Consider the following 19,425-nt stretch of genomic DNA (forward strand, 5'->3'; position numbering starts at 1 on the left):
TAGGCGAACAGCATGACCGAACGCCTGACCATCCGCCGCCCCGACGACTGGCATGTCCACCTGCGCGATGGCGATATGCTGCACGCAGTGGCACCGTATACCGCGCGCCACTTCGCGCGCGCGATCATCATGCCCAATCTCGCGCCGCCCGTGACAACGGTGGCCGCCGCCGCGGCGTATCGTGCGCGCATCCTCGCCGCGCTGCCCGCGGACAGCGATTTCACCCCGCTGATGACCTGCTACCTAACCGATGCGGCCGACCCGCAAGAGATCGCGCGCGGCTATGCCGAAGGCGCGTGGGCGGCGTGCAAGCTCTATCCGGCCAATGCGACGACCAATTCGGCGCACGGCGTGACCGACATCCGCGCGCTCGCACCGGTGCTCGAGACGCTGGAGCGGATTGGCATGCCATTGCTGATCCACGGCGAAGTCACCGATCCCGAAATCGACTTCTTCGATCGTGAGGCGGTGTTCGTCGATCGTACGCTCGGTAGCCTGGTGCGCGATTTTCCCGCGCTGAAGATCGTGCTCGAGCATATCACCACCGCCGAGGCGGTCGATTTCGTGACGGCCGCCGGGCCGACTGTCGCGGCGACGATCACCCCGCAGCATCTCCATCTCAATCGCAATGCGCTGTTCGCCGGCGGGCTGCAGCCGCACGCTTTCTGCCTGCCGGTGGTCAAGCGCGAGCGCCATCGCCTCGCGGTGCGCGCGGCAGCGGTATCGGGCTCGCCCAGCTTCTTCCTCGGCACGGACACCGCGCCGCACGTCCGCGGGCGCAAGGAAATGGCGTGCGGCTGCGCCGGCATCTTCAACGCGCCGTTCGCGCTGGAAAGCTATCTCGCCGTGTTCGACGCGGAAGGCGCGCTGGACCGGTTCGAGGGCTTCGCGTCGGAACATGGCGCGCGCTTTTACGGCCTGCCGTTCAACCAGGGCACGGTGACGCTCGAGCGACGCGACGTCGTGGTGCCCGACCTGTGCGGCGCAGGCGACACTGCGGTCGTCCCGTTCCACGCCGGCCAGACGCTCGCCTGGCGCATGGTCGACTGACCGCCGGCGCGTTTATCCCTGAGGACGCCGGTGCGTGAACGGCCAGTTGGTCACGCGGCCGGCAAACAGCGCCCACCACACGATCACCGGCTGCAACAGCAGGCGCGGCACGTGGTACCACAGGCTGCGCATTTCACCGGCGACCAGCACCTGGTCGATCGCGTGCTTGATGTTGGCGGGGTAGACGCAGACCGCATAGGCGGCGAGCAGCACGCCCGCCCACCAGCGCAGCCGCGTCGTCAGCAGCGCGACGCTACCGGCGAGTTCGCACAGGCCGGTGATGAGGATGATTTGGCTTGGGTAGGGTACCCAGGCCGGCGTGATCTTGAGGAACGGCTGCGGGATGGCGACGTGCGCGATGCCGGCGACCAGATAGGCGGCGGCGAGCGTCCAGCGCAGGATCCTGCGGGTGCGTTCGGTGCGGGGGGAGAGGGGCTGGAGCATGGGCGGGTAGCATGACGAGATTTATCTCACCCGTCACCCCGGCCTCGAGCCGTGGCTTGGCTTCCTGGTCGGCGAGGAAGCGGCCGCCTGAGGCAAACCCGGGTGACGAGGCATCCCTTTTGCTGGGCGGGCGTGGGCAAAGCCCACGCCGTCGGCCGGGCTGGTGCCCGCCGGCCGAGCTTTGCGCGAGTCAGGCGGGCGTGGCCGCCTGCCGCGCGGCACTCAGAACGGGAACCACTTCACGTCGTGGCTGAACTTCATATAGCCGATATTGACACCCTGCCGCCAACCGACGCCGAGCCGGATCGGGATCACTACCTGATTGCCCTTGCGCAAATAGCTGGCTGCGACGCCGCCGACGAAGAACAACCGGCCCTCGCCCGCGGCGAAGCGCTTGCGATATAGATCTTCGGTGTCGTTGAGGTTGTAGACCAATACGAACACCTTGCTGGCGTCTCCGCCGATATCGAAACCGACCGACGGGCCGGTCCAATAGACCGGCTGCTGCCCCTCGATCTTGTGGAACATCTCGCCCTGGCCGTAGCGCAGGCCGACGACGAACGCGCCGCCCGCCTCACGCCCGGCGATATAGGCATTGGGCTGGCCCTGATCCTTGAGGATCTTCTCGAGCATGCCGGCAAGCCCGGCAGTGCCCTTGCCCAGCGTACCTTCGGCGGCGCTGAGCAATTCGGCGCGGTTAAACGTGTCGCCTTGTTCGGCAATCGCGGTGGCGCCGTCGCGCGCGACGTCTTGTTGCTGGTCGCTGCCGGTGGCCGGCGGCGCAGCGGGCACGCGCGGGCCTTGCGGATCATAGGGCGGATAGGCCGGCGGCCGGTCGGTCGAGCTTTGGGCCGGTTCCGCCGCGCGATCGGGCCCGCGCGGCGCGGAAAGATCCGCGTCGATCGCCTGGTTGGGATCGATGGTGCGCACTTCCTGCGCCATGGCGGGGCCCGCGGCAAACAGCAGCGCGGTCATCATTATCGTCGAATACAGCCTGCCCATGGTCTACTCCCCCGGCGCTCAAACATGGTGAATAGCGCGCGTCGTGCTTGACCGGCAATGAACGATATCGCCCGCGGCGACGGGCTGAGTCGATTTTGCGATGATCGACGCACGGACGGTTGATCGCGCGCGCGACGCTCGCTATAGCCGCCGCTTGCCGCCGGGTCTGGAGACGTGGGTGAGTGGCTGAAACCAACGCTTTGCTAAAGCGTCGTACCTCTTAAAGGGTACCGAGAGTTCGAATCTCTCCGTCTCCGCCACCTAGTCCCAAGTCATTGTAATCGAACGACAATTTGAGCAAATTGGGCTCGAATTCGCGCGATTCCGCGCCCTTCGAATCTCGTTCGGTACCGCGGAGAGTCAGGGAAAAACGAAGAGTATCGATTTCCCCGCGGATTTCTCTGCGGCTTACCGGGAAGGTACCGTTTGGAATTCGGGACCCAGGTTTTGCCTGATCTGCCGGCCACCTGTCCTGAGATCTAGGGCCCATCGTCCATAGGCGGCCGAAAGTTGCGCGAGCCCGCGCCATTCAGTCGATCAATCGTGCCTCGGAGAACTCTCCGCGCATCTGTTCCCAACGAATTGCCGCGCATTCTCTGGCACCGAAGTCCGCAGCGCCGTCTAGCAAACCGCTGACACTTTAGCGCCGGAGGCGATCGCGTTGCCGTGCCTCTTTCCCTGCGAACAGGGAAAGATACAGGTCGCCAGTCGATAACAGGGAAGCAATCTGGTTCATTCCGCGGATGTTACCCCGTGCTGCACGGGCTTCAGCTGTTAGGTCGCTCTAAGAAGTGAACAGGGAAAGCCGCAGTCGGAACAGGGAATCACTCGCGATTTTTGGGGAACAACTGCTCGGACGGTGAACGAAATAGGGCGAGCGCTGTATATTGGTCCTTCACCGGAGCACCGACATGAAAGCGAAGATATCTGAAGGCCGTTCGCAGGCGCAGGAGCCTGTACCGCTGCCTCTTAAAGACGGCGAATGGGCCCACATTGAGAAGCACCTCACTCGCCATTCTTCAGGAGGCGGCCGGCCGACCAGCAACCGCCGCCAGCACCTCGAAGGAATGCGCTGGGTGGCGTGGACCGGCAAACCCTGGATCGACATGCCGAAGGAGTTTGGCAACGCCAAGACCGTTTACAAATACTACTCACGTCTGCGCGCGAACGGCGTTCTTATGACGCTGCTGACGGCGTTCCCGAGCACAAGCTATAAGGAAAGCCTCAACACGGTTCGTGCGCAACTGGAATGCCTTCACAAGCTGGAAGATCGTCGACCCAGAGGGACTGCTGCCCTGAATATGGCTGCACTGAAAGAAGGCGGTTTGTCACCAATTGGAGACAAACCTCGAGCCTTTCTCGAGTTCTGGTCACCGCCTGATCGGCTTTAAGCCATCCTGTTAGCGCGTTGCTGCCCCGGAAGGTCGACCGGACAAGACCGGTACTTACGGAGGTATCATGACCCAAACAGCCTATCAGCCCTTAGCGTGGCGGGAAGTGCCATGACCAAGAAGGTCGGGTACGGCAGCACCCCAGAATACACGCGCTTTCAGCCGGGCCAGTCAGGCAACCCAAAGGGGCGTCCCAAGGGCTCGCTCAACATCCTGACAGAGTTGGCGGCAGAACTCAACGAGACAATCGTGATCACCGAAGGCGGGAAGCCTAAGAAGATCACCAAACGTCGCGCGTTGATAAAGTCGCTTCTGACAGCGGCGTTCAAGGGCGACATGAAAGCCGCTCACTTGGCGCTTCAATGGGCCGCCGCAGAAAGCGCTCAGCCGCAAGGCGCGAGCGGTAACCTGCCGCCGCTCGGCGCGGACGACCTGCAAATTCTCAACAGCTTTATGAAGCGGCACCCGTTGCCGCAGGGAGACCAATAATGGACCAGCTTCTCATGCGCATTCTCGCGAGCGATTTTCTGAGCTTCGCGATCAAGTTCTTCCAAGTGCTCAACCCGGGCATAAAGTTCGAGGACAATTGGCACCTCGATGCGATGGCGGCGCAAGTCGACAAGCTGATGAGCGGGACGACCCACAACCTGCTTATCACGATGCCGCCGCGCTGCTTGAAGTCTTTCATCATGTCGGTGGCACTGCCGGCATTCTTGTTGGGCCGGTTCCCGTCCACCCGGATCGTCGTCGTCTCCTATAGCGAGCAGCTCGCCGAGTCGCTTGCCGTTGATACCCTCCGCCTGATGGAGACCGACCTATATCGTTTGCTGTTCCCCAGCGTGATTATGACGAAGCGCACGCAGCGTGACATCAAGACCTCCGCTGGTGGCCGACGCTTCGCCACAACGATCGGCGGCTCCATCACCGGTATGGGCGGCGAATGGATCATCGTCGACGATCCCCTTAATGCCTCGCATGCGTATTCGGATGCGCTGCGCGGCGAAGTGAATCGCTTCTTCGACCAGACGCTGTCCTCCCGCGGCGACAATCCCAAATCGACCAAGTTCATAGTCGTGATGCAGCGCCTGCATGAAGCCGATCTGGCCGGCCACATCCTTGCCGAAGGCGGTTGGGAGCACCTCAAACTGCAGGGGCGGGCAACCGAACCGGCGGACGTGGATTTGGGCGGTGGACGATCGCATCGCATAGAGCCTGGCGATCTGTTGCACGAGGCGCGTTATGACGATGAGACGCTCCTCCGGCTGCAGAAGCGAATGGGCACCCCCGGTTTTCAGGCAAACATTCAGCAGGAGCCAGTGCCGGCTGAGGGTAACCAGATACGCCGCGAGTGGCTGCAACACTATACGGTGCTGCCGACTGACGATCCGGGCATCGTGGTGCAGAGCTGGGACACCGCCAGCAAAACAGGCGTTGCCAACGACTATTCGGTCTGCACGACGTGGCGTTTGATCAACGGGACGAGCTACATGCTCAGCTGTTGGCGCGGAAAGCTCGAATTCCCCCAACTCGCACACAAGGCGATCGAGCTGGGTTCCACCTGGGGCGCAACATACGTACTTATCGAGGACGCGAGTTCCGGGCAGGCACTAATCCAGCAATTGCGGGCCGTTAGTAACCTGAACATCAAACCACAACGTTCGTTACTCGATAAGAAGGCGCGTGTCGATGCCGTTTCGGGCGCGATCGAAGGTGGGCGTGTCTTATTCGCGGTCGACGCGCCGTGGTGGGGCGACTTCGTGCATGAGCTGCTCTCGTTTCCAGGCGGTCGTCACGACGATCAGGTCGACAGCTTCACTCAATACACCATGTGGGCGACCGAACGCGGGCTATTCCGCTTTGAATTCGACTTTGGCCTCCACGATCAGCTGACGATGGAGGAAATTGCCAATCACCTCCTGCACAGGCGCGGCCGCTAAGGCGCGGCGTGCTTTCCCGGAATGCGGCTGAGCCAAGCGGCTCAGCCGCATCTCGCGGCCGCAACCAAGCAGACGGGTACGTGCCTCGATCACCACACTTTTCCCACCGCAAACGGTCGGCAATCGACCGGTAGGAGCATTTAGAATGGCCCATCCCCATCAGCTGGCGGCGGCTTCAAGGCAGCTTGACATCATTTACTTGCCCATCGGCGCGCTGGTGCCTGACCCCAAGAACGCTCGCAAACATCCGAAAAAGCAAATCGAACGGCTCGCCGCCGGCATGCGCGAGTTCGGGTTTACTAACCCGGCATTGATCGACGAGCATAACCAGATAATTGCTGGTCATGCACGTCTCGAAGCGGCAGCGCTGGTGCCGTTGGAGCGGGTTCCTTGCGTGCGCATCTCCGGCCTCACCGCGGCTGCCCGGAAAGCGCTAGCGATCGCCGACAACAAGATCGGCGATATGTCGACGTTCGACCTCGAGATCCTCAGTGCGACGCTGATGGAGCTCGAGGAGCTCGAATTCGACATGGAATTGACCGGTTTCGAGACCGCCGAGATCGATCTGCTGCTCGATCAGTCGGCCGGTCCAGGAGCGGCTAGTGTCGATCCGGCCGATCGAGTTGATGCCATCGACCCGAATGCCGTCCCGGTGTCGCGTCTGGGCGATCTCTGGTGCCTTGGCGACCACCGTCTGCTCTGCGGCGATGCACTCCAGGCCGCGAGCTACGAGCACCTGCTCGGGACGGATCGCGCCGACATCGTGTTCACTGACCCGCCTTATAACGTCGCCATTCAAGGTCATGTGTCAGGCCTAGGGAAGGCGCGTCACCGTGAATTCGCGATGGCCGCTGGGGAGATGTCGAATGCCGAGTTCACGACGTTCCTCACGACCAGTCTAAACCTTCTCGCGCGGTTTAGCCGTGACGGATCGGTCCACTACGTTTGCATGGACTTTCGGCATATGGGCGAGATGCTAGCGGCGGGCGAGGAGGCCTACGACGAACTAAAAAACCTTTGTGTGTGGGACAAGGGGTCCGGCGGCATGGGGTCGCTTTACCGCTCTCAGCATGAGCTTGTGTTCGTGTTCAAGAAGGGCAACGCCGCCCACGTCAATAACGTGCAACTTGGGCGGTTCGGTCGTTACCGCACCAACGTTTGGAGCTATCCAGGGCTAAACACTTTCGGACGCAGCCGTGACGAAGATCTGGCCAGCCACCCAACCGTTAAGCCGACCGCGCTGGTGGCAGATGCACTTCGTGACTGCTCAAAGCGAGGCGATCTCGTGCTCGATGGCTTCAGTGGCTCCGGCACAACCATCATCGCTGCCGAACGCACAAAAAGGCGCGCCGCGGTCATCGAATTAGACCCGCTCTATGTCGACGCCGCGGTGCGGCGGTACGAGAAGCTGTTCAGTAAGGTCGCGGTGCTTGAGGGCGACGGCAGAACGTTCGCAGAGATCGCGGAGGATCGCGCCCCGATAAGGCCTTTGGACTGCGAGTCGGTTGCCGGTCCTGGTGATCGAGGGCCTGTCGATCCTGGCGGCTGACAGTGTCGCCATTCTGCGCAATGATCACGATCTCGTCATCGTCTTGCGCGGTGAGCGACTGACTTACGATCTCGGCTGCGAGCGGCTCGCTCGCCGACGTGGCCAGCGTTACTGTCCCATCGGCGGCACTGACCCCGTTCGCGGCATCCCAAAACCCTCTCTGCAGGCGCCGAGTGACTTGTCGGGTGCTGCCGCGGCGGGAAGGGCGATTAGCTCGACCGTCCACCCGAGTGGCGCAACACTGGACGTGAGACGATGGATCCGCGTGGGACTGAGGTCCGCCGCGTCCAATCGATCGGATGCGGGCAACGGGCGGCTTTGGCGCCCTCGGGCGCATGAAGGACGGCGGCCAAGCGATCGGAGTCCGGGAGCCATGATGCTGCACGATCAACTGCGATCTGGCGCGACCGATCGATGCGTCAATTCCTGTGCCTGCTCGTACGTCGGTTGGTTACGCCTCGAGCCCGTCGATTGAGCCATATCTGGCCCGGATGACCTCGGCTGCGCGCGCTAGCACCACGGCATCGCTAGCAGCTGACCGGATCATCTCTATGCGCGTCCCGGCAGATGAACTCGCGCTGCGCACCAGCGCAACCTCGTGAACGTCCTCCAAGAGCATCCCAGCGAATGTGCACAGCCTATCGATCAGTTCGGTCGTGTTGGTCATCGTACCTCCTGTCCACAGGAAGGTACGGCGCCGCCGCAATGTCCATAACCAGCTTTTCGAGCCTTAGCAGAACGTCGCCCAGAGTTGATTCATGTCCGCCTCGCCGACTTCCTCTTCAACAGCGACCGTCCCGCCGACCACGAACCGTTTGGCTCCGTTCATGCCACCAAACCCATTTTTGGAGTTTACCTTGCCGCACACGATGATCGGCTTGCCGCCTCCAGCCGGTATTACGCGAATGTCGCTGAATTCAGCCGATGATGGGTCATGCAAATGTTGTTTGACCAGCTCTTGAGCAGCGGCGCGATAGGTGCCTGTGGTAATGCCAGTGTCGGACGTTACACTATTAGTGCCGTCGGACGTTAGATCACTGCTCCCGGGATTCGCGGAACGCGACATAGCGGCAACTACAAGCATCACCAGTATGGCGGCCGACACGATAAGGATGACCTTGGCGGCACTCACTGGTCGCGATGGGGCGGCGTTCGGCGGTGTCATAGCCGGCTCACCGCAAATTGGTTTCGGCTTGGCTGACCAAGCCGATATACTTACCGTCAGCTCCAAACATCAGCATGACCGACCGCGCCTGGCCCCGGCCAAGCATGTCACCGCGCGAATGAATCCACATCAGTTGCTGCTTGCCATCAGGAAGCGAGGCGACCGAGGTCGGACGACCAAGCTGAGCGATCACCGTAGCTTTATCCATGCCCGGCCTGAGCTGCTCGACCGCCGCCGGGTCATAGTCGGGTCCCATTGAAACGCATGCTGTTAACAGCGCCCCGGCAACAAGCGCCGAGGCTATCGATATACCGCGCATAGAAACTTCCTGTCGTTGATCAGTGACATGACGATGCTTGGTGCACCAACCATGTCAACCAGATTGTCTCTGATCGTCTGTAGATCAGTCAGTGACAGGCAGGCTTGAGTTGCGCGTGGATATTCGCCAGCGCCTTGCGACCAATCTGAAGCGACTGCGCGCCGAGCATGGCTGGTCGCAGGAGCGTTTCGCCTTTGAGGCCGGAATACACCGGACTTACGTCTCCGACCTCGAGCGGGCGGCGCGCAACCCGTCGATCACCATACTGGACAGGCTTGCTGCCCCGCTTGGGGTAAGCGCTTCGGTGCTGGTTGCCGCGGACCCGGCCGCCTCATAGCTGGGTGTAGGCTTGAACCGGCGGGGATGCGCCCTTCCCGCCGAACGTGGAGGGCGGCACGTCGGCCTCCTGGGTGCTTTGTCGACGATGGGCTGATCAGTGCCGACACGGTCGGACCGGACAGATCATGGGTGATAGGCGCCGCTGGATCGTACACTTCTGCCGGCCAGCACCTGTGCAATCGTCGGCTTGCGGACGGTGCACCCTTTGGGCAGAGCAGACTGGTATAACAGGAGCTGAAGAATGGCGTTGCGCCTCGAGATCGATCAAGCAAGCATCACCGACAACCATATCGCCCGGCAAGTGGAGTTCACGGGCGATCTTGATGGAGACGAGCGCGACTTTGCCGTTAAATATTCCGTGCTAAAAGAGTTGAGCGGCGACGAACCCGAGGCTGATGCGCTCGAAATGTTCGAGCGGTTTAGCGACGAGATCGTAGACGTCTGCATCGAGGCCGCTCTGCAACGACCTTCCGCAACCGTGGTCGCCATCGACGAGGGCGACCTGGAATAAGCCGCCGTGTTTAGCAGTTTATTACATGAATGACGGGGAACAGCCGGCCCTGGTGCAGTAATACCAGGCTTGGCAGGCGCTCCGTTTGCGGTGGTAACCGCTTTCTATTTTACGCGGCCGCTTCGACGATGGCATTTTAGTGATCGCGTACACTCCCTGTGACGCTGAACGCCAGCACGTCGTCGAAAGCGCCGTTTGCCGAGTGGTGGATGTCTGAAACCGGAACGCTATGGGCGGTGGGCGGACAGTCTGCTTTCATGGTGATTTGGGTGGAAACCGGCCCGGCCGCTTTAGAGTAATGCGGTGCAATAATGCACTTTCGTTCATCTCCGGGGGGCAGGCGCATATCACTGGTAGAAGCAACCCTCTGAGTGAATGGAGTCAAATCTTAAGCGGCTGCCCGCGGTGCATCGTTGCCGGCCGGCTCAACCAGTTCGATCGCTGGTGTCGCAGTCTCCCCACCAGTATGGCCGACACGATCGCCGCACTGGCGGCATCAGTGATGACCATTGCGAACCGCTCCTCGCCATCGGTGCGCCAGGCAGGGCCGGTGGTCAGGCCGTCCACCTCATCATTATAACGACCGACCTCGTCCAAAACGAGCCAGATCCTGGTAAGTCTGACAGTACCCCGCCGGAGCCCATGTCGGTCAAACTCCGCCCGTTCAGGCGCTTTTGCGCGCAAGTTGATGCAGCGTGTCGAACGAATCACGGATTCGTTGGACGCGCTCGGCCCGCGGCCATTGCCCAATTCCGGCATCGAGCGCCGCGGCTGCCTCACCCAGTTCGGCCTCCCCGAACATGCCCGCCGTGCCCGCCAGATTGTGCGCCAATTTGGCTACTTCGCTCACTTCGCTGTCAGTGAACTGTCCGGCGCGGATCATCGCATCAAGCGCCTCGAGCGTCGTCGTCCGCCTAATGGCGTATCGCTCGCGCAGCGATGGCGCAGCTTTCTGCACCAACTCGGGTCCGGGGGTGGGCTCGTCCTTGGCGGCAGCGCCAAGATAGCGTTCGAGTACAGCCTCCAGGGCTTGCGGGTTGAGCGGCTTGGTCAGGTGTTCGTTCATACCCGCAGCGCGGCACCGGGCCAGGTGCTCAGGCTGAGCACTCGCCGTCAGCGCGACGATCGGCATCTTCGCGGCGGGCCCGGTCTGCTGGCGGATCGCCCGTGTCGCTGCAAAGCCGTCCATCACCGGCATCTGGCAGTCCATGAGGACGAGGTCGAAGCTCTGCGTCTCGAGTGCCTCGAGCGCCTCTGCGCCATCATCCGCCAACTCTATCGTACAGCCATACTTCGACAGCATGGCGAGCATCAACTCCCGGTTGAGATCGACGTCATCGACGACCAGGATCCGCTTATCGTATAGCAACAATGGTCGCGGTGCGGACAGGTCCCGCTCGCTGCATTCTTGTACGTTGGCGACAGGAAGCGTGATTTCGAACCAAAAGGTTGATCCCGTGCCGACTTCGCTGGTGACGCCGATCTTGCCGCCCATCAGCGATACGAGTTGCCGCGATATGGCAAGGCCGAGGCCCGTCCCGCCATAATGGCGCGAGACTGAGGCGCTCGCCTGGACGAACCGATTGAACAGCATCGCAAGCTTATCTTCTGCTATCCCGCCGCCAGTATCGATGACTTCGACCCGGAGGCGCGCATCGCCGCCCGGACGCTCGACGAGCTTGACCCTGGTTGTCACGGAGCCGTTCTGCGTGAACTTCACCGCATTCGACAGCAGGTTGAGCAGTATCTGGCGAAGCCGTCCCGCGTCCCCCACCAGCTTAGCGGGCAGGTGCGGATCCACATCTACGTGCAGCCGAACATCCCGCGTCGCCGCTTGTGGCTCCAGCAGTGATACAGTGCTGGTGAAGAAAGCGTCCACGTCGAACGCACTACAATCGAGCACCAGCTTGTCCGCCTCGAGCTTCGAGAAGTCGAGAACGTTGTCGATGACCGCGTGCAACGCCAAGCCAGCGCTATGCACCAGTCCAACCCTACGCCGAACCTCCGGATCGAGCCCGCTGCTTTCGGCGAGCAGGCGGGAGAAGCCGATGATGCTGTTGAGCGGGGTGCGGAGTTCGTGGCTCATATTAGCCAGGAAGTGCTCCTTAGAGTGCATAGCCTCTTCGGCCGCAAGCTTGGCTGCCGCCAATGCATCCTCCTGCTCCTTCTGGGCGGTTACGTCACGGATGACGTCGAGATACCCGGTTACTGCTTGTGTAACCGGATCGCGAAGCAACGCCGGACTCGATTCTGCCCATACCCAGCGCGCTTCGGTCTTATGCCACACGCGCCAGCGGACATGCTCCCCGGTCGTACCGTCCTTCAGCCTGTGGAAGGTCGCCAGTAATTCCGTAATGTCATCGGGGTGCGTAATGTTCGCGGCGTGGTGGCCCATGCGCTCCTCGCTGGTGTATCCGGTGACGGCGACCGACGACGGCGAGACGAATGTCGTGCGGCCCTCAAGGTCGCTGGTGACGATGACGTCGCTCGAGTTCTCCGCCATCAGCCGGTATCGCATGTCACTCTCGCGCGCTTTCTCCTCGGCGCGCCTGAGTTCGGAGACATCGAGCAGCACGCCGAAGACGCTGAGCGCGACGTCGCCCTCGCGGTGGATAGTCCCCCGCGCGAGAATGTGGCGGATCTTGCCGCTCGGCAACAGCAGGCGATAGCTGCTCTCGTATTCGTGCGCGCCACTGGCGATCGCGTCCGCCATCACCTGCTCTGCCCGTTTGCTATCCTCGGGATGGCGACGGCCGAGCAGCTGGTCGATTTGGGGGACCTCGTGCTGCGGATCGAGCTCGAGCATGGTCAATAGTTCATTCGACCAGATCACCTCCTGCGTGATCAGGTCGAGCGTACAATATCCCATGTGCGCGATCTTCTCGGCGGTTTGCATCAGCACGTTGGCCTGCAGAGCGGCCACCTCCGCGCGCTTCAGTTCGGTAACGTCGCGCTTGCCGACAAAGACGCGGCGGACCTGACCGGCGGCGTCATGCAGCGGCACCACCCTCACATCGAAGATCACGTCGTTCCCCGAAGCGTTTCGCTCCTCGGCCGTGTGCCGCCCCTCTCCCAGAGCGATTGCCTCCTCCATATTGCGTTGCCCGCGCTGCGCACGTGCGGGGGGGAACAAGTCCCGAAGTTCCTTTCCTCGTGCCTCCGCGATGGTAAATCCCAGCGACCGTTCTGCAGCTTCGTTCATCGTGTTCAGTGAAAAGGTGTCGCCCGTCAGGTCATAGACGATGTTCACGTCGGGCGAACTCTCGAAGATGCCCTTGAAGAGCGCCTGAGCTTCCTGGATCACTGCCGCCGAATGTTCAGCGACGATGTTGGCGTGGATTAGCTCCCTTGTCCGTTCCTCCAGGGCTTGCTTTGCCTCGATACGAGCCGTGACGTCGCGGCATGCCGAGACGATGTACAGCGCGCCATCCTCGCCCGCCGCCAACCGCATAGCTATTTCGATATGGACGAGATGGCCGTCTCTGTGACGCAACCGGGTAAGGTGGGTCACGGTGGCGCCCATGGGCTCGGCTTGCAGCCGCGCAGCCGCTCCAGCCATCGGCCCGCGTTCCTCGGCTGGCATGAAGCCGAAAACCGTCTTTCCAGTTAGCGCTTCCGGCGCATAACCAAGTATCTTCTCGCTTGACGGTGACATGTAAGAGCTACGACCGCGTACTGAATATAGGCCGACCATATCACTCGCAGTGTCCGCGAGCAGGCGGTAGCGGTCTTCGGACTCGCGTTCAGCCGACAAATCTTGGATCTGGGCGATCAGATGTTTCGGCGTGCCGTCGCTTTCCAGCACCAGAGATGCCGATAGCCGCACCCACACCACCCGGCCGCTCTTGCGGATATACCGCTTCTCCAGCTGATATGACGGAATGTCACCGGCGATCAGCCTCTCCAACAGATGTAGATCGCCTGTCAGATCGTCGGGATGGGTGATCGTCTGGAAATCCAGGGTCGTAGCTTCATTATGCTCATAGCCGATCAGGTCGCAAAAGGCCGAGTTCAACTTCATCAGGCGGCCGTCCAACGCCACTAGCGCCATGCCTATCGGGGCATGGTCGAATGCGTTTTCGAACAATTCGGTCTGTGCGCGCCGCTCGGAAATATCCTGTATCAGCGCCGTGAACTGCCAGTCCTCGTCGATATTGGTGGCGCTGAGCGCAAGCTCGATCGGGAAGACGTCGCCATTGCGGCGCAGCGCCGTGAGTTCGATTTGGCTACCGATCAGCCGGGCCGTACGGCTCGACATGTAACGCGCCAATCCCGCGTCGTGCGCAGCGCGCAGTTCAGGCGGGACAATGATCTCGGACATGCGCTGTCCAATCACTTCCTCGGCGCTCCATCCGAAAGTCAGCTCGGCGTGGCGGTTCCAGCCGCTGATCATGCCGATCTGGTCGATCGTCACGATTGCCTGATGCGCGGTGGCGAGGATGCTCTTGAGGCGCTGCTCGTTGGCGCGCACTGCTTGTTCGAGAAGGCGCCGCTCCGCCGCTCCGTCGGCCAGCGCCTGGCCCGTCAGTTCGGCCGTTATTTGCTCGGCAGCCTCCCGCCGGGCCACTTCCCCCCGCAGCTCATGGGAGCGTCGCGCAAACAGAAAAAGCGACGCGGCCCCAATGAATAGCAGGACGATGATCGCCTCGTCGATCTGCCACACTTCATTCCTTTCGGCGAAGGCCGTGAGTTGCTCGAACGCGTTAGCCTTGACGCAAAAAATGCTCAGAAGCGCCGCGCCTAGCATCGCCAGGATCAGATCTGATTGTTTTCTTTGCAGTCGGCCTGTCGACGGATGGTTCAGGGTCCATCTCCTTCGCGCGTAATATGCCGCAAAGCCGATAACAGGTAGTGAAGACGCAATGACGACGGCTTACACGGACCGTTTGCCTGCACTGGCCATGTCACGTCGTTGCGCCAACGTTTCGCGGGAAGCGGGCGTGGGGCGGGCGGAGGCGCCCGCGCTCGGCAATGCCTCAGCTTGGATGGCGATCGAACCGGATTGCTGCGGCGTGGATGAAGGCGTGGTTTCGCAGCCGAGCGTCGCTTGAACGCGAGCGCTTCAGGCTGAATGGGAGTCATTTCCACAGGCTAATGGAACTTGGTGTCGCTGAGAAGCACCGCGCCGCAGATCTCGCACCGCAGCTACCAATGCAAAGTTAGCCTTTGAATCGCATGAACAAGAGTCCGTTATCGGAGACCATCCAGGCGCTCTGAATGACAGACTAGGGCCGTCTGCCATGAAAATCAGGCGGCGTAGATCTGGAGACTACCAGCTTCCTTCCGTCATCCGGCGCTGGCGCTCGGCTTCCGCCGCGCTGGTGCTTGGGTGAGGATGGTTGACCGTCGGGACTGGCCCTGCCGGTTCCCAACGCGTCACGATCGCGCCCTTTGCACCGACCTGATGGTCGAGCAGGCGCAACGCGCCTGACGGCGTGCCGGCGCTGAAGAGGCGCTTGCCGGTCCCGAGCACGACGGGAAAAGACATAAGAACCAGCTCGTCGATCAGGCCGGCAGCGAGAAGCGGCGGGTAGAGTGTCGATGACCCTTGGATCAAGAGGTCTGGGCCGTCGCTTCCCTTCAACGCTCGAACACCAGCGATGCCGTCGACGCGCTGGCTGTTGAGCCAGTCTAGCGGCTGGTCGCTACGCGTCACGACATGCTTTTCGGCCGCGGTCAGCGCCTCGCCCATACCGGCCATCTCGCCGTCTATGAACGGCCAGTAAGCCGCGAAGATGTCGTAAGTCCGGCGCCCGAGCAACAGGGCGTACGGAGGGTTAAACAGCCTACCCAGCACCGGATCGACCACATCGTCGCCAATGCCAAACACCCAGCCACCATGGTCGAAGCCGCCGGTGGGGTCCTCGGTTGGCCCTCCCGGTGCTTGCATTACGCCGTCGAGCGATACGAACGCCGCGCCGGTCAGCTTACGCATCGATCATTTCCCTTCCTGCGCACCTTGTTGATAGCCATTCTGGTCGAAACATTGTGGACAGCAAGCGCCCGGCTCCAGGCTCGGCCGCGCCTGTATGAATGACGCTTCCGAGAAGCCATTCAACGCAGCTGGATGTCGCTTTGTGGGTCGAAGCGGTCGGCAGGGGCATAGGTCTGGCCGGCCGCCAGTTTGCCGGTAGCCATGCACTATTTCAAGGCATTCGAGCAGATCTGGTTGTTCACCCGCAACCTAGCTTAGCGAGGGCAAACAGCCTTGGATGAGGGGGGCGCCGCGTTCACTCGCGCCTCTATCCAGAGATGCGTGGTAGAACGGACCTTGTCCGCCATACCCGTCGGGAAATGGATGAACCCGTGCGGCGCTTCGGGCAATTGGTGCAGCTCGACGTCGGCCGCCTCGCCCCATCGCTCCGCCATGCGGAGCGTATCATCCATCAGTGGGTCGCGCTCACCGACGAACATCAAGGCTGGCGGCAGGCCGGCAAGATCCCCGTAGAGCGGCGACAGGGGCGGCTGGCGACGTTCTGCGTCGCTCATCCCCGGTGTGAGCCGGCGCAGGCCGCCCACCATGCCAGGCCCGTCGAGCACCAGCGTGTCGGGTCCGGCCCGCCTGACGCTGTCCGTGCCGGACAGGTCGTAGACGCCGTAATAGAGCACCGCCCCGACCACGCGCCGGAGCAGTTCAGGCCAATGCTTCAGCCGTAGCAGCGTGGCGGCCGCGAGATGGCCGCCGGCGGATTCTCCGACGATGAAGACGGGGAGGTCGCCAAATTCGGCTATGCCGCCGCCGAGCAGCCAGCGTGCGGCCACGAGGCAGTCGTCCATCAGCCGCTGGATGGGAGTGTGGCCCGCGAGCCCGTACTCCACCGAAACCACCGCCACGCCGCATGCCTTGATCAGGGCGATGTTCTGCGCATCGTTCATCCGCGCATTGCCGATCACCCAGCCCCCGCCATGGATGTCGAACACGACGCCGCGCACCTGCCCCGCCGGGCGGAGCATCCGCACGCGCACCTTCTCGGCCCCTGTTCCGACGACACTTTGCTCGACCGACAGGCCTGCCTTCCTGGCCCTGTGATCGGCTCCAAACTGCGAAAGCCGCAGAAGAGATTGGATCAGGAGCGGTGCGAAGCGGTTTCGGACGCGAAAGCGCGGCGACTTGGCCAGCTTGTCGTTGAACCGCCGCGCTTCGGCAAGATCGCTCTCGTCGATCGAGATCATTTCAAGCCTCCTTCGGGCTCATGGGACCGAACACCAGCCGGTCGATGATGTCCGCAACCGCCGCCGCATCGTGCGGCCGATCCTGTTCCAGCCACCAGCGCAGGATCGTGAGTGTCGCGGCGACGCCGTGGACGATGCCCAGATCGCGCGGAAGCCATTCCGGCACGGGCGCCTCGGCAGTAGCAGCCGCCGCGACCGCGCGTGCGGTGATGTCGCGGCGCATCGCCTCCCCGGCGCCGACGAGTAGGCCCCGGCACAAGGGACGGCGAACGTCCACGAAGCGGGTCAGCGCCGACGCGGCTGCGGCGGTATCCTGCGCCAGCAAGAGCGGAGCGATGAGGACGAGAAGCTGACCGATGATATCATCCGCGATCTCCGCCAGCAGCGCTTCGCGGGACGTGTAGCGGCGAAAGAAGGTTGCATAGCCGACACCCGCGCGCGTCGTGATGGCCGCCACGGTCACCTCCTCGAACGGCATCTCTGCCACGAGGTCGAGCAAGGCCGCCTGAAGCGCATGGCGGGATTTAGTGATCCGCGCGTCCTGGCGCGGCGGCTCTCTTGACTTGTCGGCGCGCGTCGCCATTTTATGATCTATCATGTATCATAAATAGGCGTTTCTGATGATTGATCAAGCCATTTCCAGTCTCTGTCCTGTATCCGGTCGAGACGACCGCAAATCGGCGGCGGTCGCCCAATCGGGCGCGGGCGGCGCGCAAATGCGCATGGTCCGCGACTTCGCCGAAGCCCGTGAGCTGCTGCGCAATCCCGATGCCCGACAGGCGGGGTTCCTGGCCGATCTGGTCAACAAGGTGTCGCTGTCCCACCCTCCGATTCTCTACCAGCACGGAGCGGAGCACCGTCGTCAGCGCGGCGCGACCGCGCGCTTCTTCGCGCCCCGCGTCGTAACCACCGCGTATCGCGCGCTGATGGAGCGGACCAGCGACGAGCTGGTCGGGCGCCTCGCGACAGCAGGACATGCCGATCTGGACGAACTCGGACTCGAGATGGCCGTGACGATTGCAGCGGAGATTGTCGGGCTGACCGACAGTGACCGGGGCGGCATGGCCAGGCGGCTGGGGGCGCTGGTGACCGGCATGCCACAGGGTGGGTCGCGGCTGGCGACGGTGTTCGGCTTCGCGCGCGGTCAGGCACGATCGCTGAACTTCTTTTTGCGCGACGTGAAGCCGGCGATCGCCAGCAGGCGGCGTGAGCGGCGCGCGGACGTGATCTCGCACCTGATGGAGGAGGGCTATTCCGAGCGCGAGATCCTCACCGAATGCCTCACCTATGGCGCGGCCGGCATGATCACTACGCGCGAGTTCATCACCATGGCCGGCTGGCACCTGCTGGAGAATAATGTGCTGTGCGGGCGCTTTCTCGACGGCGACGAGGCATCGCGGATTTCGATCCTCGAGGAAATACTCCGCCTTGAGCCCGTCGTTGGCATGCTGTTCCGCAGGATCCACACCGATGCTGCGGTCGTCGCGCTCGACGTGCGTCAGGCAAATGCCGACGAGGCGGCGGTCGGCGGATGCCCGCATCGGCTCGATCCGGATCGCAGGACCGCCGACAAGGTGAGCCGGGCCGGGCTTGCCTTCGGTGACGGGGAGCATCGCTGCCCCGGCGCGCAAGTCGCGCTGCAGGAGGCGGCGATCTTCCTGGATCGGCTGCTGCGGGTGCCCGGCATCCGGCTCGCGCGAACACCGAAAATCGGCTGGAACGCGCTGATCGCCGGCTACGAACTGCGCGGCGCGACGCTCGCTTGCGATGGGGCGGCATCGTGATCGCGCGGGTCCTTGGTGCCGTAGCCGGAGTCTTGTCGCTGGCCTTCGCGATTCCGGCAGCGGCGGCGCCGACGAGTCCCGTCGGCCGCTGGCTGACCGAAGGCAATCAGGCGATTGTCGAGATCGCCCCGTGCGGGCCGGCGCTATGCGGCGCGATCCACAAGGTTCTGAAAGTAGATCCCAAGGCACCGAAGACCGACATCAACAACCCCGATGCGCGCCTGCGCAACCGCCCGACGAGCAGGCTCCGGATCCTCACCGGCTTCGTGCCGGATGGCTCCCGCTGGAGAGGACAGGTGTACGACCCGCGTAGCGGACGGACATACAAGTCCTTTCTCGAGGTGCGGCCGGACGGCGCGCTTGCCCTCACCGGCTGCATCTGGAAGCTGTGCAAGACCCAGTCGTGGCGGAAGGCGCACTAAGCACACGAATGATGGGCAGCAATCCCACCGTGGCTGTCCCAGTCAGATGAGCCGGACACTGAAACCCGAGTCGAAAACGGAAGCTTAATGAGTGTCTGGCTTCAGGAAACACTAAGGGCGGCATAAACGTCCAGAAGTGGGTCTTATAGCCGCGGGGCCGTCCACCGGCTATCGCTCGGTGGCGGTCAGTTGCCTGCAATTTGCATCGTAGTTGGGGGCGGCGCTTCTCTGTCCCCAAGTTCTAGACCGTATCAGCATCAGCGCGGCCAGCGTGCGACCCGGCTCCTCGATCATCGGTAGGTGCCCCGAGTTCTCGAACCAGCACAAGATCCGGCTCGG

Annotated in this window: 20 protein-coding genes and 1 tRNA gene; 11 read left to right on the forward strand and 10 right to left on the reverse strand. The window is 62.6% G+C overall.

The window, feature by feature from the left end:
* Positions 1–12: 12 nt before the first annotated feature.
* On the forward strand, positions 13–1,050 hold the full coding sequence (gene pyrC, locus U1739_RS17615) for a dihydroorotase (RefSeq protein WP_332709906.1): 1,038 nt from the start codon (positions 13–15) through the stop codon (positions 1,048–1,050).
* A gap of 12 nt (positions 1,051–1,062) precedes the next feature.
* Here pyrC and U1739_RS17620 read toward each other — a convergent pair whose 3' ends face one another.
* Together U1739_RS17620 and U1739_RS17625 are read right to left on the reverse strand one after the other, a co-directional pair.
* The gene (locus tag U1739_RS17620) at positions 1,063–1,494 is read right to left on the reverse strand and encodes a DoxX family protein (RefSeq protein ID WP_332709907.1); all 432 of its coding nucleotides are present in this window, start codon (positions 1,492–1,494) and stop codon (positions 1,063–1,065) included.
* Positions 1,495–1,716: 222 nt separating this feature from the next.
* Positions 1,717–2,496, reverse strand: a complete 780-nt coding sequence (locus U1739_RS17625; protein ID WP_332709908.1) for a DUF1134 domain-containing protein — start codon at positions 2,494–2,496, stop codon at positions 1,717–1,719.
* A gap of 168 nt (positions 2,497–2,664) precedes the next feature.
* Between U1739_RS17625 and U1739_RS17630 the strand changes: the two genes are divergently transcribed.
* From U1739_RS17630 to U1739_RS17650, 5 genes are all read left to right on the forward strand, one after another.
* Positions 2,665–2,756: transfer RNA gene (locus tag U1739_RS17630), tRNA-Ser, on the forward strand.
* Positions 2,757–3,407: 651 nt separating this feature from the next.
* Positions 3,408–3,887 (forward strand): transposase, encoded by a 480-nt coding sequence (locus tag U1739_RS17635; protein ID WP_332709909.1) that lies wholly within the window; start codon positions 3,408–3,410, stop codon positions 3,885–3,887.
* A gap of 111 nt (positions 3,888–3,998) precedes the next feature.
* The gene (locus U1739_RS17640; protein ID WP_332709910.1) at positions 3,999–4,376 is read left to right on the forward strand and encodes a DUF5681 domain-containing protein; all 378 of its coding nucleotides are present in this window, start codon (positions 3,999–4,001) and stop codon (positions 4,374–4,376) included.
* Entirely contained in the window at positions 4,376–5,824 is a 1,449-nt protein-coding gene (gene terL, locus U1739_RS17645) for a phage terminase large subunit (RefSeq protein WP_332709911.1), read from the forward strand. Before U1739_RS17640 ends, terL begins: the two co-directional genes overlap by 1 nt.
* 145 nt (positions 5,825–5,969) lie before the next feature.
* Positions 5,970–7,373 (forward strand): site-specific DNA-methyltransferase, encoded by a 1,404-nt coding sequence (locus tag U1739_RS17650; protein ID WP_332709912.1) that lies wholly within the window; start codon positions 5,970–5,972, stop codon positions 7,371–7,373.
* A gap of 451 nt (positions 7,374–7,824) precedes the next feature.
* Here U1739_RS17650 and U1739_RS17655 read toward each other — a convergent pair whose 3' ends face one another.
* The 3 genes from U1739_RS17655 to U1739_RS17665 all read right to left on the reverse strand — a co-directional run bounded on the left by U1739_RS17655 (position 7,825) and on the right by U1739_RS17665 (position 8,857).
* Complete coding sequence (locus U1739_RS17655; RefSeq protein WP_332709913.1) at positions 7,825–8,040, reverse strand: hypothetical protein; 216 nt, start codon at positions 8,038–8,040, stop codon at positions 7,825–7,827.
* 63 nt (positions 8,041–8,103) lie between these two features.
* Positions 8,104–8,538: a hypothetical protein gene (locus U1739_RS17660; protein ID WP_332709914.1), complete on the reverse strand. Its 435-nt coding sequence runs from the start codon at positions 8,536–8,538 to the stop codon at positions 8,104–8,106.
* 7 nt (positions 8,539–8,545) lie between these two features.
* Positions 8,546–8,857: a hypothetical protein gene (locus U1739_RS17665; protein ID WP_332709915.1), complete on the reverse strand. Its 312-nt coding sequence runs from the start codon at positions 8,855–8,857 to the stop codon at positions 8,546–8,548.
* Positions 8,858–8,972: 115 nt separating this feature from the next.
* On the opposite strand from U1739_RS17665, the gene U1739_RS17670 reads away from it, so the two are divergent.
* Both U1739_RS17670 and U1739_RS17675 read left to right on the forward strand, forming a co-directional pair.
* The gene (locus tag U1739_RS17670; RefSeq protein WP_332709916.1) at positions 8,973–9,194 is read left to right on the forward strand and encodes a helix-turn-helix domain-containing protein; all 222 of its coding nucleotides are present in this window, start codon (positions 8,973–8,975) and stop codon (positions 9,192–9,194) included.
* 243 nt (positions 9,195–9,437) lie between these two features.
* Positions 9,438–9,707 (forward strand): DUF1488 family protein, encoded by a 270-nt coding sequence (locus U1739_RS17675; RefSeq protein WP_332709917.1) that lies wholly within the window; start codon positions 9,438–9,440, stop codon positions 9,705–9,707.
* Positions 9,708–10,088: 381 nt separating this feature from the next.
* On the opposite strand, the gene U1739_RS17680 is transcribed toward U1739_RS17675, so the two are convergent.
* Both U1739_RS17680 and U1739_RS17685 read right to left on the reverse strand, forming a co-directional pair.
* Positions 10,089–10,304, reverse strand: a complete 216-nt coding sequence (locus U1739_RS17680; RefSeq protein WP_332709918.1) for a hypothetical protein — start codon at positions 10,302–10,304, stop codon at positions 10,089–10,091.
* Positions 10,305–10,371: 67 nt separating this feature from the next.
* Positions 10,372–14,454: a PAS domain S-box protein gene (locus U1739_RS17685; protein ID WP_332709919.1), complete on the reverse strand. Its 4,083-nt coding sequence runs from the start codon at positions 14,452–14,454 to the stop codon at positions 10,372–10,374.
* A 115-nt stretch (positions 14,455–14,569) separates the two neighbouring features.
* Between U1739_RS17685 and U1739_RS17690 the strand changes: the two genes are divergently transcribed.
* On the forward strand, positions 14,570–14,758 hold the full coding sequence (locus U1739_RS17690; protein ID WP_332709920.1) for a hypothetical protein: 189 nt from the start codon (positions 14,570–14,572) through the stop codon (positions 14,756–14,758).
* A 218-nt stretch (positions 14,759–14,976) separates the two neighbouring features.
* On the opposite strand, the gene U1739_RS17695 is transcribed toward U1739_RS17690, so the two are convergent.
* The 3 genes from U1739_RS17695 to U1739_RS17705 form a co-directional block, all read right to left on the reverse strand.
* Entirely contained in the window at positions 14,977–15,642 is a 666-nt protein-coding gene (locus U1739_RS17695; protein WP_332709921.1) for a dihydrofolate reductase family protein, read from the reverse strand.
* Positions 15,643–15,896: 254 nt separating this feature from the next.
* Entirely contained in the window at positions 15,897–16,880 is a 984-nt protein-coding gene (locus U1739_RS17700; protein WP_332709922.1) for an alpha/beta hydrolase, read from the reverse strand.
* A gap of 1 nt (position 16,881) precedes the next feature.
* Complete coding sequence (locus tag U1739_RS17705) at positions 16,882–17,463, reverse strand: TetR/AcrR family transcriptional regulator (protein ID WP_332709923.1); 582 nt, start codon at positions 17,461–17,463, stop codon at positions 16,882–16,884.
* Positions 17,464–17,500: 37 nt separating this feature from the next.
* On the opposite strand from U1739_RS17705, the gene U1739_RS17710 reads away from it, so the two are divergent.
* Together U1739_RS17710 and U1739_RS17715 are read left to right on the forward strand one after the other, a co-directional pair.
* Positions 17,501–18,664, forward strand: a complete 1,164-nt coding sequence (locus U1739_RS17710; protein ID WP_332709924.1) for a cytochrome P450 — start codon at positions 17,501–17,503, stop codon at positions 18,662–18,664.
* Positions 18,661–19,086 (forward strand): DUF2147 domain-containing protein, encoded by a 426-nt coding sequence (locus U1739_RS17715; RefSeq protein WP_332709925.1) that lies wholly within the window; start codon positions 18,661–18,663, stop codon positions 19,084–19,086. Before U1739_RS17710 ends, U1739_RS17715 begins: the two co-directional genes overlap by 4 nt.
* The last annotated feature ends 339 nt before the right edge of the window (positions 19,087–19,425 follow it).

It is taken from the genome of Parasphingomonas puruogangriensis (assembly GCF_036663635.1).
GTDB lineage: Bacteria > Pseudomonadota > Alphaproteobacteria > Sphingomonadales > Sphingomonadaceae > Sphingomonas.